Origin of the sequence: Shewanella vesiculosa, assembly GCF_009994065.1 — a bacterium.
Lineage (GTDB): Bacteria > Pseudomonadota > Gammaproteobacteria > Enterobacterales > Shewanellaceae > Shewanella > Shewanella vesiculosa.
Genome location: NZ_JAACSD010000007.1, coordinates 97,826 through 110,452, shown reverse-complemented (window position 1 = coordinate 110,452; position 12,627 = coordinate 97,826). Strand labels below are relative to the sequence as shown.

General features: G+C 43.1%; 12 protein-coding genes. 7 read left to right on the top strand and 5 right to left on the bottom strand.

Annotated features, from left to right (window positions below; all coding sequences use genetic code 11):
* Positions 1 to 681: 681 nt before the first annotated feature.
* The 4 genes from GW828_RS08655 to GW828_RS08640 all read right to left on the bottom strand — a co-directional run bounded on the left by GW828_RS08655 (position 682) and on the right by GW828_RS08640 (position 3,696).
* A complete protein-coding gene (locus GW828_RS08655; protein WP_182723678.1) occupies positions 682 to 1,551 on the bottom strand; it encodes an aldo/keto reductase in 870 nt (289 codons plus the stop codon).
* Between the two features lie 190 nt (positions 1,552 to 1,741).
* Positions 1,742 to 2,488, bottom strand: coding sequence for an SDR family oxidoreductase (locus GW828_RS08650; protein WP_124018195.1), 747 nt, complete (start codon positions 2,486 to 2,488; stop codon positions 1,742 to 1,744).
* A 253-nt stretch (positions 2,489 to 2,741) separates the two neighbouring features.
* Positions 2,742 to 2,927 carry a hypothetical protein gene (locus GW828_RS08645; protein WP_273058161.1) on the bottom strand — a complete coding sequence of 62 codons (186 nt, stop codon included), beginning with the start codon at positions 2,925 to 2,927 and terminating at the stop codon, positions 2,742 to 2,744.
* A 118-nt stretch (positions 2,928 to 3,045) separates the two neighbouring features.
* On the bottom strand, positions 3,046 to 3,696 hold the full coding sequence (locus tag GW828_RS08640; RefSeq protein ID WP_273058162.1) for a carboxymuconolactone decarboxylase family protein: 651 nt from the start codon (positions 3,694 to 3,696) through the stop codon (positions 3,046 to 3,048).
* Positions 3,697 to 4,269: 573 nt separating this feature from the next.
* On the opposite strand from GW828_RS08640, the gene GW828_RS08635 reads away from it, so the two are divergent.
* Positions 4,270 to 5,199: an AraC family transcriptional regulator gene (locus GW828_RS08635; RefSeq protein ID WP_124018193.1), complete on the top strand. Its 930-nt coding sequence runs from the start codon at positions 4,270 to 4,272 to the stop codon at positions 5,197 to 5,199.
* Between the two features lie 525 nt (positions 5,200 to 5,724).
* Positions 5,725 to 6,687 (top strand): mechanosensitive ion channel family protein, encoded by a 963-nt coding sequence (locus GW828_RS08630; RefSeq protein ID WP_124018192.1) that lies wholly within the window; start codon positions 5,725 to 5,727, stop codon positions 6,685 to 6,687.
* A 418-nt stretch (positions 6,688 to 7,105) separates the two neighbouring features.
* On the opposite strand, the gene GW828_RS08625 is transcribed toward GW828_RS08630, so the two are convergent.
* A complete protein-coding gene (locus tag GW828_RS08625) occupies positions 7,106 to 7,231 on the bottom strand; it encodes a hypothetical protein (protein WP_273058163.1) in 126 nt (41 codons plus the stop codon).
* 363 nt (positions 7,232 to 7,594) lie between these two features.
* Between GW828_RS08625 and GW828_RS08620 the strand changes: the two genes are divergently transcribed.
* The 5 genes from GW828_RS08620 to gloA all read left to right on the top strand — a co-directional run bounded on the left by GW828_RS08620 (position 7,595) and on the right by gloA (position 12,607).
* Positions 7,595 to 8,971, top strand: a complete 1,377-nt coding sequence (locus tag GW828_RS08620; protein ID WP_273058164.1) for an NAD-dependent succinate-semialdehyde dehydrogenase — start codon at positions 7,595 to 7,597, stop codon at positions 8,969 to 8,971.
* A 54-nt stretch (positions 8,972 to 9,025) separates the two neighbouring features.
* Positions 9,026 to 9,628: an SDR family oxidoreductase gene (locus GW828_RS08615; RefSeq protein WP_273058165.1), complete on the top strand. Its 603-nt coding sequence runs from the start codon at positions 9,026 to 9,028 to the stop codon at positions 9,626 to 9,628.
* An 81-nt stretch (positions 9,629 to 9,709) separates the two neighbouring features.
* Positions 9,710 to 10,447: an SDR family oxidoreductase gene (locus GW828_RS08610; RefSeq protein ID WP_124018190.1), complete on the top strand. Its 738-nt coding sequence runs from the start codon at positions 9,710 to 9,712 to the stop codon at positions 10,445 to 10,447.
* Positions 10,448 to 10,829: 382 nt separating this feature from the next.
* A complete protein-coding gene (locus GW828_RS08605; protein ID WP_273058166.1) occupies positions 10,830 to 11,606 on the top strand; it encodes a hypothetical protein in 777 nt (258 codons plus the stop codon).
* Between the two features lie 590 nt (positions 11,607 to 12,196).
* On the top strand, positions 12,197 to 12,607 hold the full coding sequence (gene gloA, locus GW828_RS08600) for a lactoylglutathione lyase (RefSeq protein WP_124018189.1): 411 nt from the start codon (positions 12,197 to 12,199) through the stop codon (positions 12,605 to 12,607).
* The last annotated feature ends 20 nt before the right edge of the window (positions 12,608 to 12,627 follow it).

Genomic DNA, 12,627 nt, shown 5'->3' with positions numbered 1-12,627 from the left:
GATTAATAGCGCTTAGATTGAGAGTCTTTCGAGGGTTTAGTTTTGCAGTTTTTGCGTATGTTTTGTTAGTAAGATCCTGCTAATTAATTGCTTGATACTCCAAAAAACTAGCATTTCACTTAATATAAGCACTGACTCAAGCGACTATTGAAAAATCAACATTCGCAAAGCTTTAATAACGGCTCAATAAGTGACCACTGGACAAAAGGTATAAACAGAGAGCTCGGTTGTACACCGACTGATCAAAGCAAGGTTACCGAACAAAAACGTTTTCGAGGTAGATTGCACTGGGCGAATCAAAAAATTATCTTGTATCGTCGATAAATGACAATTCGACTTTATCCTTAATACTGTTGAAGCTAGAGATCTCGTTGTTGTGCACTCATTGGCTCAATCAACAAAGCGACAACGGACAAAGCCTGACGTATCCACATGAATTTAAAAATTACCCTCAAACAATGTCGAGCAGAAACTCATCGAGTAAGTGGCGCATGAGTCACTATTTTGATAACAAGAGAATAGATCCCAAGGAACAAATGCAAAACACAGGTTAATTTGTAAAAGTGAGACTATTGGGCTTTCCATCCTCGAACAATTGAAATCCCAAACAGTTTAGTCATATTTTCAATGTTAAATGAACCGCCCCAATATTGGATTCAATCAGTCATAATGGAGGCATGATTAATCGTGAATTTTGACACCGAGACAAGCGCGAACAAATTCTGGGTCGAAGTGCTTGATAGCTTCACCAACGTAACCCAAATCTAGACTATTGATTTTGTCCATCTCATCAGCAGATAGCGTGAAATCCCAGACATTAAAATTCTCTTGAATTCTCTCTGGTTTAATCGATTTAGGGATTACAGTGACGCCACGTTGTACGTTCCAACGTAAAATGACTTGAGCAATAGTTTTACCGTGTTTTACTGCAATGCCTTGAAGCTTTTCATCTTCAAACGGTTTATGGCGACCGCCACCTAAGGGCGCCCATGCTTCTGGCTGCACATTGTAATACTTCATTGTTTCAATGGCCGCAGCTTGTGAAAAGTAAGGATGCATTTCTACCTGATTCACCACTGGGAGAACTTTGACCGTTTCACAAAAGTTGGTTAATACGTGAGCATAGAAATTAGATACACCAATAGATTTTAATTTACCTTGTTCGTACGCATCTTCCATTGCACGCCAAGCGCTAAAATAATCGCTCATAGCCTGATGAAGTAGATATAAATCGAAATATTCTAAGCCTGATTTTTTAAGTGATGCCTCAATGCCAACTTTCGCTGTATCGTAGCAGGCCATGTCTTGTACCCATAATTTTGAAGTAATAAATAACTCCTCACGAGTGCAGAGGCCGTGTTTAATTGCTTCACGTACAGCGTCACCTACGGCATCTTCATTGCCATAAACGGCTGCGGTATCAATAAGACGGTAGCCAACACGGATTGCATTGAGGATTGAATTTTTGCATTCTTCTTTATCGGTGACTTTAAAAACACCAAAGCCCAACATGGGCATTTTAGAGCCATTATTTAGTGTCGTATATTCCATAGTAGAACGCCTCCGTTGTGTTGGTTGTATTTTGATGAAAATGTATTTTATGCAGCCAATTATCTTCAACTAGCCTCTCAGAGTAGGTTAACAAATTACGGTATGTAATCGTTGCGATAGGGTTACTCGATATTGGCTAATAAAAATCGCCAATAATTAAACTTAAAATATTGGCGATTAATTGGCAGAGTTACAAAGATTGAGCCGTCGGTCTAAAAATAATTTCATTTACATCAACATACTCTGGTTGGCTAATTGCAAACGTAACCATATCTGCAAAGCTAGAAGCTGGGATCCCTACTTGGCCGACATAATCTTGGTTGGCACTTTGCACTTCTTTATCACTAATATGCTCAAGTAACTCAGTTTTGACGGCGCCAGGGCTAATTAAAGTCGTACGGATATTGTGTGGCGTGACTTCTTGTCTTAAACCATCGGTTAATGCGCGAACAGCAAATTTGGTTGCAGAATAGACCGATGATGCAGGGAAAATGAGATGAGCTGCGACCGATGCTGTGTTAATTATGTGTCCAGCTTTCTGTTCTATCATATGCGGCAGTGCAGCAGCGATACCGTATAGAACACCTTTTATATTAACATCAATCATCTGATCCCATTCATCCACTTTGACACTTTCAAACATCGAAAGAGGCATAACTCCAGCGTTGTTGATAAGAACATCAATGCGTCCGAATGTGTTAATTGCCGCATCAACTAAGTTTTTAACATCGTTTTTGTTGGTTACGTCAGTTGCCAGAGCGAGTGCTTCACCACCTTTTGCTTTAATCTCTGAAACCAATTGTTCTATGCGATCAGCGCGGCGAGCACCGAGAACGACTTTGGCTCCCATAGAAGCAAGGTGACGCGCTGCAGCTTCGCCCATACCGCTTGATGCTCCAGTAATTACGATGACTTTGTTCTCTACGTTATTGCTCATTTTAAATCCTTAACATTTGCAGTTTAAAAATTAGGGTTGTTGTTAATGTAAACTTGGTTCTCAACAGTAATAGCCAACGACCTCATGACCATAAGTAACCTGCTGTTGTGTATTAGCATTTCTAACGCGATAGCTGAATTTAACGATACCAGTACAATTTTATTAGCTAGCTGTCGCGTATTGCTCATTAACTACTTTTTTCTTTCCAGATAACATTTCCACCCTCTTTTTGAGGATGTAATAACAAGGTGTTTTATCGCAGCATCAGCTGTAGCCCCATGCCACTGTAATTCGTGACGTCATTTTCTGGGAATAACATATCGACGTTAACTTGGCCGATAAAAAGGAGGTCTGGGCCTTGAAACGATTGATGGTCTTTTGAATGATTAGCTGTCTGTTCTGTATTAGTATCGGCTTCAGCATTGGCGGTCGATATCACTTCCAAACTATTGAGTAATTTAGCTTTTACAGTCGACGAAATATTTTTTTCATGAAATGGCCTCCTGATTAAACGATAGAATTAGGGTTAAATAAATCTTTGTCGAGTCTGTTATACCTTATTGAGTGTCAAGCACAGAGTTAAGTACTTGCAGTGCATTTGCGGCAATCTGAGGGCCGCAATATTTTTCAATAATGTGAATAAATTCGTTGAGCTGACTGACAGATACATGGTTATTCATACTAAAGGTGTAGTGAGCACTTAACTGGTTATTTACACCATTTAAATTAGCCAAAGCTGCTATTGTGGCAATTTCTCGCTGCTTCCAGCTTAAGGAATCTCGTTCGAAAATATCGCCGAACAGGTGAGCTTTCAGGTAAGTATCAATTTCAGGCGAGAATTCAAATAATGGCCCTTTAACTTCAGCACCAATTAGCTTGGTCTGGTTCTCAGTACCGAACTCGAGGCTGGTTCGGTCTGTAGGTAAAGGCTTAGGCTCAGAGCCGACAATGTCAGTCATGCCAGTTTTTTTCCGGTCATCCACAACACTCATAAGCGCAGAAAGTCCATTTAAACTGCGGGGGAAGCCTGCATAGGCATACATCTGAACCAGGATTGCTTTAATTTCGTTGATCGTTAAGCCGGCATCCAAACCTTCATGTAAACTGACTTGTAACTTTTCTATATCACCGCTTGCAGTAAATGCCGCGATTGGAATAATGGCTTGCTCTGAAGGTTCAAGCGAGTCTGTTACTGACGCTATATTCATAAATAAAATCGCTGTTAAATTGATGGTAAGGAAAGAGACTTTTCTGAAAAATAATCAAATAAATCATCTAAGTTAGCTGCTCAATTTTGATGTGATTAACTTATCATTTATATTTGCTGAACTATTGCCTATAGTTTTTTTATCATTGCCTATTCCTGCATATAAAATAATATGGCAACTTTTGCCTATATGAGTTAGCTTTGTTTTCAGTTTTGGCATTGAATAAGTGGTAATGTCGGTGGTTTGTGGTGGTCATTAATGTCATTGGCTGTTTTGGTCCTGGCAGAAGTACAATGCCTTAAGTGTGAACATCTATTTTTGCTAAGGTTTATAAAATCAGCGCTACTAGCCTAGCAATAGCTAAAGTTGCCTAATCATTTTATTTAAAAACGCCATCAGTCGGAGTCAATAGCACTTAATGGTAGTTAGTCTCTGTAAAATGAACAAAAATATAAACCGGTTGATGGATTTGATTTGTACTAATAGCCTAGTGCTTTAATCAGCGCGATTAGCTTATGCAAATTCCAAATGTTAAAACTAAACATTACGATATATATTGCCACTAGGATGATGATGAACGGTTCACAAAGTAGAGTTGCCAATACTGAAAAGCTGGCGAGACAAATTGATAAATGGATGGAAAAAGGCGTTAACCAGGTCGAGACTAAAATTCCAGGATTGAAATTAACCCGATGGCCATCTACTACCGCGCCAACGAGTTATATTCATCACCCGAGTGTTTGTTTAATTGCTCAAGGTAAGAAGCGTGTTCTATTAGGTGATGAAAGTTATATTTATGACGCCAATCATTTTCTTGTTTCATCTGTTGGCTTGCCGGTCATTGCTAATATTATGCAAGCAAGCGATGAGCATCCTTATCTCGGGCTGGTTATGGAGCTGGATCTACAAATTATTTCAGAGCTGATTGCTGAAAATAAGAATTTGTTTTCCTACGATAAAAAGACCACAAAAGGGATTGCCGTTGGACAACTTTCTGAGTCGCTATTAAACGCATTCACTCGACTAATAGATCTGTTGGATGAGAGCGATAATATAGGAGCTTTAGCACCCATAATTCAAAGAGAAATCTTTTTTCGTCTTTTGACGACAGAGCAAGGTATCCTGCTTAATCAAATCGTTACAACTCAGAGCCACAGCTACCAAATATCTAAAGCAATTGATTGGCTTAGAAATAACTTTTTTAAACCATTAAGCGTAAGTGATCTAGCCGATTACAGTGGAATGAGTCAATCTGCATTTTACAGTCATTTTCGTTCAGTCACGGCTATGACGCCTCTACAATTTCAGAAAAGTTTACGTTTGAATGAAGCTCGTCGTTTAATGTTAACCGAAAACTTAGATGCGACGACGACAACATACAAAGTTGGCTACGAGAGCCCCTCTCAATTCAGTCGAGAATACCGCCGTTTTTTTGGTGAGTCTCCATTAAAAGATACAAAAGCATTGCGCGAAACTGGACTGCCTCAAGAAGCAAAGGCTTAAAGAAAAAGAACCAAAAAGGCTAGGTTTAACTTAACTTAACAATGTGTACTTCTTGCGCTAACCTACTATTTTTCAATGATAAAATTGGTTTTATCAATAGCAATACTCCCATATTTGGCTAGCCCACGATTGCTATTGACACATATTTTTAGCTTAACAAATCATACCAAACTCCCCCTCGGAAATAGAGAAACATCAACGTGCTCATAATTACGCCAGTCGCCGCGCAAACTCAGCTTGTGACATCTTTAACGTTGGGCGAATAACATCGGGTGATGACGGCTTAAAAAGCTCTGTTGTCCGCAGCATATGCTGAGCTTTTTTAGGTAATAGACGACAGTGCGCTGAATTTCACTCCCTCAAGGATAGTAAAGAGATGTTAGTATGGAAAATATGAGGCTACATGGATTTTCATTTTGTCAAAAATGTCGTTTTATTTTACCTCTCCTCGACACTCGAAAAGCTCAATACATGGGCTGTATCTGCATTAAAGAACGATGATAAATAATAGTGGGAATAATATTAATGGACCTCTCTGTATTAGACAAATTCTGGCAGCTAATTAACGAAAAATTACAAGGCTGGCTAGAAGCGGGCATTAAACACTTGCCGAATTTTATAGTCGCCTTTCTCTTAGCCATGTTTTTTGGCTTACTGGCTAAATATGTTGGTAGAGTCGTTCGAAAAGTGCTTCATAAAGCCTTAGAGTCTGAACAAATTGCCGATCTACTTTCATCAATTATCAAGATGCTGGTGTTGTTGACAGGGCTATTTATCGCTCTAGAGTTTTTGGGGTTAACCGGCACCGTAACGTCACTCTTAGCTGGCGCAGGTATTATTGGCCTAGCGCTTGGTTTTGCTTTTCAAGACATGGCAGAGAATCTTATTGCTGGTATTGCTATGGGTATTCGTAAGCCATTTCAAATTGGCGATGTGGTTGAGGCAGGAGATGTATTCGGCACAGTAAAAACCATTAATTTGCGTAACACATTAGTCGAAACGTTTTTTGGCCAAATAGAAGTGATTCCAAATAAAATCTTATTTCGAAACGTACTCACTAATTATACGGTTACAGGGGTCAGGCGAATCGAAGTGCCCGTTGGTATTTCTTACGCAGACGACCCACAAAAGGCCGCTGAAGCTATCGAAGAAGCGATAAACGCCTGTGATTTTGTTATCAAAAAAGAACAAACTGCCGTATTTGCTAAGGGGTTTGCAGACAGCAGTATAAACTTAGTGGTCTGGTTCTGGATCGATTACCCAGGCGACACTGGCTTTATGAAAGCTCGACATACTGCGGTGGTAGAAATTAAAAAAGCGCTAGAAAAAGCTGATATCTTAATTCCCTTTCCTATCAGAACATTGGATTTTGGCGCCAAAGGCGGTGAAAAGCTCAATACTATGTTGTCGGAAACAAAGTCAGAAGAAACGTCAGAAGAAAAATCAGCAGACTCACAGAAGTCATCATCGTCTGAAAATGAAAAGTAATCTCTGGGATTAGAGGCACTTTCATTAACTGAACGTCAGCTTGTCGCATCGGTCTAATTTAATTAGACTGCCAAAAATGTTGAAGGTCGGCAGATCGCTCCTAGCGTTCTGGAAAAAGAGCCGACCATCGGCTTTTGCTACGAGTACACTTATTGTTCCAGGCGGCTTGAAGGTCGGTAACACTCAGATAACCGACGTTCAAGTTTTCTCTGGGATGTAAATATAAGCGCATAATCAGCGCTCGAATAGGCTTATATTGAGTCATCGAATGCGCACATTTGCCATTACTGATCCGACATATAGCATTACTGATCTGACATATAACATAATTATTGGACTGAATACTTTCGAGAGTCCAGTGGTTCACTTAATCTTTTCCTGCCACACAGGAAAAACATATCAAGCGGTCAAAGATAAACTATTTTGCTGGCATTACAGCAAGTGGGTCAATACCAACGTCACCGCTCATTTCAGCGCCAAGCAATTTACTGCCGCCTATGCGAGTCCCCTCACAACAAGATATCGCCAGGGGAATTAGCACCATCAAATTTGTTCTCTGGCCGCCGCATTCTTACAGAAAAGGGGAAAACCAACATACCTGCCTAGCGCTCTTTAGTCGATTGACCAGATAAAATTGATACCTAGCACTAGCAAATCCTAACTGCCTAATCGATTGACTTGTTCCAACATAGGGTTCAATGACCCTCAAGCCAACACATCAGACCATGCTGAATCGATCAAGTATGTGCTTTTTTCTTTGGGCCATTTTTCCACTACCAGCAGGAGCTCGGCGCTGCTTACAACGCGGTAGTGTTGGCAAGCGAACAGACAGATCCCGCCAACGGACTGATAATACACCAGAGCTAGCGCCAACAGCGTTTGCCCATCAGACTTGGAAGGAGCAACCATGACGACAATCACCACCATTAATCCCGCGACTGAAAAAGCTATCCATTCCTACGACATAATGACCGAAAAGCAGGCGACGGCTCGGCTTGAGTCCTGCCATGGGGCATTTCTGCAATGGCGTAAACTAACCCATCTGGAACGGGCCACCTATCTTAATAACATCGGTCAAAAACTACGTGACAATGCCGATGAATTGGCCGCCTTGATGACCAACGAAACCGGCAAGCTCCTGAAAGATGGTCTCGTTGAGGTCCAGCTCTGTGCTGCGATCTTAGATTACACCGCTGAAAATGGACCAGAAGCGCTAGCTGATGAAGAGCGTGTGCAAGGACTCAACGGCAAACGCGGCGTCATCAGTTATCAGCCCATCGGCGTTATCTATTCAATCCAGCCTTGGAACTTTCCCCTTTACCAGCCGATCCGTGTGCTGGCAGCCAATCTGATGGCAGGTAATGGCTGTGTTCTGAAGCACGCCAGCATCTGCACTGGCTCCGGACTTCGTTTGCGTGAATTGTGCATTGAGGCCGGCTTGCCCGAGGATCTGTTCCAGGTTTTGGTGATCGATCATGACACCAGCGACAAGCTGATAGCCCATCCTATGGTCCGTGGTGTCACAATGACAGGTAGCGATGGCGCTGGGCGACACATCGGGGCTGTGGCCGGCAAAGAGTTAAAGAAGACAGTGCTCGAACTGGGGTCGAATGATGCTTATCTGGTGCTTGAGGATGCCGATATTGAAACCGCCGTAAAATTTTCGGTTATGGGCCGACTTTACAACAACGGAGAGACCTGCGTTTCTGCCAAGCGGTTCATCGTGACCGATAAGGTCTATGACGCCTTTGTCGAGGCTTTTGTCGCTCAAATGCAAAAAATCAACATGGGTGACCCCACGGATAAGAATACCCAGCTTGGGCCGCTTTCCAGCCAAGAGCAGTTTGACATCGTTAAGGAGCAGGTGGACGCCAGCGTCGCCAAGGGTGCAAAAATCCTCTGCGGTGGCGAAGTGCCAAAACGCACGGGTGCCTATTATCCCGCCACTGTGCTGGTAAATCTTACGCCCGGAATGCCAGCCTACGATGATGAAATCTTCGGGCCGGTCGCGTCGATCATCCGCGCTATTGATGATGAGGACGCCATGCGACTGGCTAATGAAAGCCGCTATGGACTTGGCGGAGGGATCTTTTCAAAGGATGAGGAACGAGCCCTCAAACTGGCACGCGATGACTTTGACACAGGCATGATCCGCATTAATTCGTTTGGGGTTGCTGATCCGAATATGCCATTTGGCGGGGTCAAGAATTCCGGATACGGACGTGAACACGGTGGTTTTGGCATTAAGGAGTTCGTCAACGTAAAGTCGATTTTCCTGCCCTGACCTGGCTTTACACCCACAATTTCGCCCATTTCATTCAACATTAAGGATTTCTCTATGAGTATGAACATTCTTGTCGCCGGTGCCACCGGTAAAACGGGCCAGCTTCTGGCCCAGTACCTGATAGATCAGGGCCATAAGCCGATTACGCTGGTTCGCGAAAGTTCGGATACCAGCTCGCTGCCCCAAGGTGTAGACCTGCGCCATGGTGACCTGACCGACTTGGAAACCGGCCTGTGCGACTGCATGGACGTGGTGATCTTTGCCGCAGGTTCAGGAGGAAGCACCGGCCCTGAAATGACCAAAAAAGTGGATCGGGACGGCGCGAAGCGACTGATTGATCAAGCGAAAGAATCAGGCGTAAAGCGTTTCGTGATGCTCAGCTCGATCGGCGCAGATCAATCCAACCCTACCGGCGACATGGCCCCTTACCTGAATGCCAAACACGAAGCGGACGAATACCTCAAGGCTTCCGGAGTAACTTACTCGATCCTGCGCCCTGTAGCACTGACCAACAAGGGCCGCAGCACGGATGTGATCCTGGGTGACAATGTCGACAAATCGGCCAAGGCATCTCGAGCGGATGTGGCCCACGTACTGATGGAGGCCGCCACTACAGGCCGTTACGACGGTATGACGCAGAATATGCAGTCAGCCTAACCCTAGTGTCGCTGGCGTAACATTAAGCTTGGAACCGTTAACGTATAAAATTCAATCATTCATTTCAACAGGAGAAAATCCATGTCAGAGATCAATAGCAAAGTCGTTATCATTACCGGTGCCAGCAGTGGTCTGGGTAAAGCCACAGCACTACGCCTGGCAAAGGGTGGCGCTAAACTGGTGCTTGCTGCCCGCCGCGAAGAACGCCTTGTGGAGCTGCGTGACACGATCAAGGATCAGGGGGGTGAAGCTATTTATCAGGTTACCGACGTCACTGACCGCGCTCAAGTCGAGTCGCTGGCCAAGGCGGCGAAGGAAGCTTACGGACGCATCGACGTGCTGGTCAACAACGCTGGTCTGATGCCGCTATCGCCCCTCGATGAACTCAAAGTCGACGAATGGGAGAAAATGATTGATGTCAATATCAAAGGCGTGCTCTACGGCATTGCCGCGGTGCTGCCGACCATGCGCGAGCAGCATGTCGGCCACATTATTAATCTCTCGTCAGTAGCCGGGCATAAGGTCTTTCCGGCATCCGCCGTTTATTCCGCTACCAAGTTTGCCGTCAAGGCGCTATCAGAAGGCATTCGTCAAGAAGGCAATGGGGAAATCCGCTCCACCAATATTTCGCCTGGTGCCGTAGCGACCGAGCTGACCAGTAAAATCAGCGACCCCGATACTGCCAAAGGTGTTGATGAAATGTACGAGATGGCCATTGACCCTGATGCAATTGCACGAGCAATTGCTTATGCCATCGAGCAGCCGGCAGATGTTGATGTCAACGAGATTATCATTCGTCCCACTAGGCAGCCACTGTAAGCGCAAAGCCACTCTATTGGACTGGAGCAAGATGCAAACTGGCATGATAAAAATCACAGCAGCTTAGGTCTGCTGTTGAACCAGTTACATTGTAAGCCAGCACAAGAGAGCGATTTTTAGCATGCGGACTCAAACGGATTGTCGGGCCAGAGGAAAAATGCTAGATCGGAAGGATCCCTTGCATGAGTGCTTATGTTGTCATTTCTCAGCAAATCCTTTTTGCTCTTCGGTCTCTGTGTCGCTATTTTAGATAGCAGATAAAACATAAGAGCCTAGCAACTAGGGAATAAGCCGTCAGAGTGAAGTAAATAACAATTTACTTCACTCTTTTTATCATTCCTGGTGAATTATCCTAAGGAGAAGCAAACGATGAGTATTAATTATGACTGACAAAATATTAAAAATTTCAGATGCGTTTTGGAATATTCGTGGTGAGTTTAATATTTTAGGTTTACTAAATATTGGAACACACGCTTCTTTAGTAAAGCGCGGTAACGGCAAGTTTGTTTTGCTCGATGCTTATGAAATGCAAGACGACATTAAACAGCAAGTCGATTCACTGACCAACAATGGAGTCAACATTGAAGCGATTATTAACTTGCATCCATTCCATACAGTGCATATTGAAAAAATACATGGCGATTATCCACACGCAAAACTCTATGGCACGCAGCGCCATATCGATAAATTGCCCAACCTAACATGGCAAACAGAGTTAACCAATTCAAACGAGTTTGCTGCTTTGTTTTCAGAGGATTTTGAATTTTCAGTGCCCCGCGGGGTCGATTTTATTTCCAAAAACGAGCACCTACATTTTTCATCGGTGCTTGCTTACCACAAAGAGTCAAAAACCATTCACGTTGACGACACGTTAATGTACTTTCAATTACCCGGTTTACTCCGTTTTTTAAAAAGTCCAGAATTGGCTTTTCATATGACACTGTCGAAAACATTGGAACGACGCAAAGGCGCTGCTGATGATTTTCGGCATTGGGTCGCAGATCTAGCGGAGCAATGGAGCGGTGCCGAAGTGTTATGTGCGGCTCATTCGTCAACATTGTTTATTAAAAACCAATCGCCATCAATTGCGGCGATGATCATGACAGCATTGGAACGGGTAGAATTAACCTTAAAACATCATGAAAACAAGTTTGGTTAGCACCTTTCTCGTCGTTATATTGCAGTTCAAACTGAATTAGGCGTCCAGAAATTAGCGTGATCAGAGCCGTGAAATGTCACGTTCGGATCTGCAACCATCGAACACTCCAGAACCAGTGAACTGTGCTTAGCGACAAAACCTCTCGGTGGCGTTTGTATTTTTGAAGCCTTGTGGGAGTTGTCTGCAAAACAAGATTTGTAAAAAATAAACTCTCAAAGCACCAAAAGCACTGTGAGAGTTTATAAAAAAACGTACAGCATGTTAACTTCTCAATTAACATGCTGTACGTTCATTTGGCATTGGGTCAAATGGAGCTATCTATTTTTGCGGGTGCTTAAAACATCGACACAAAAAATGCGCTGAAACAAATTGCGATTACAACTGTTGTGCCTAAAGCCATTTTTAATTCTGTAGTCATTGTCTTGCCTCCAAATGTGTATACTGCAAGAATAACGCTTTTTATGAGTTAACCCAAAAAATATCCTCACAAATGTGAGCTAAAGCAAAATTTTATGGGTATTAACCGCCAGACTTTTCATTAGCATCTGAGCTTGATACAGTCAGATAAATTTTTAATAAGAGAGTATATCATGTCACAACTACTTCATACGATGATCCGCGTAGGCAATTTAGATCGCAGCATCACTTTTTATACTGATGTAATGGGGATGAAATTACTGCGTAAATCAGAAAACCCAGAATACAAGTACACGCTTGCCTTTGTCGGTTTTGGCGAAGAAACCACAGGCCAAGCTGTGATTGAATTAACCTATAACTGGGGTGTCGACAGTTACGATTTAGGTAATGCTTTTGGTCACTTAGCCATTGGCGAAGAAGATATCTATGCCCGCTGCGATGCAATTACTGCAGCTGGAGGTAAAGTCACCCGAGCACCAGGGCCGGTTGCAGGCGGAAGCACTGAAATCGCTTTTGTTGAAGATCCTGATGGATATAAAATTGAATTAATTCAGAAAAAGTCAGCAACTGCAGCTTTAGGTTAATACGGTACGTCTTAGTATTG

Excerpts from the sequence above, each read along its gene's own strand:
- GW828_RS08650 (WP_124018195.1), bottom strand. The coding sequence starts at position 2,488 with ATGAGCAATAACGTAGAGAACAAAGTCATCGTAATTACTGGAGCATCA.
- GW828_RS08615 (WP_273058165.1), top strand. The coding sequence starts at position 9,026 with ATGAGTATGAACATTCTTGTCGCCGGTGCCACCGGTAAAACGGGCCAG.
- gloA (WP_124018189.1), top strand. The coding sequence starts at position 12,197 with ATGTCACAACTACTTCATACGATGATCCGCGTAGGCAATTTAGATCGC.
- GW828_RS08620 (WP_273058164.1), top strand. The coding sequence starts at position 7,595 with ATGACGACAATCACCACCATTAATCCCGCGACTGAAAAAGCTATCCAT.
- GW828_RS08605 (WP_273058166.1), top strand. The coding sequence starts at position 10,830 with ATGACTGACAAAATATTAAAAATTTCAGATGCGTTTTGGAATATTCGT.
- GW828_RS08640 (WP_273058162.1), bottom strand. The coding sequence starts at position 3,696 with ATGAATATAGCGTCAGTAACAGACTCGCTTGAACCTTCAGAGCAAGCC.
- GW828_RS08625 (WP_273058163.1), bottom strand. The coding sequence starts at position 7,231 with ATGGTGCTAATTCCCCTGGCGATATCTTGTTGTGAGGGGACTCGCATA.
- GW828_RS08635 (WP_124018193.1), top strand. The coding sequence starts at position 4,270 with ATGAACGGTTCACAAAGTAGAGTTGCCAATACTGAAAAGCTGGCGAGA.
- GW828_RS08630 (WP_124018192.1), top strand. The coding sequence starts at position 5,725 with ATGGACCTCTCTGTATTAGACAAATTCTGGCAGCTAATTAACGAAAAA.
- GW828_RS08655 (WP_182723678.1), bottom strand. The coding sequence starts at position 1,551 with ATGGAATATACGACACTAAATAATGGCTCTAAAATGCCCATGTTGGGC.
- GW828_RS08610 (WP_124018190.1), top strand. The coding sequence starts at position 9,710 with ATGTCAGAGATCAATAGCAAAGTCGTTATCATTACCGGTGCCAGCAGT.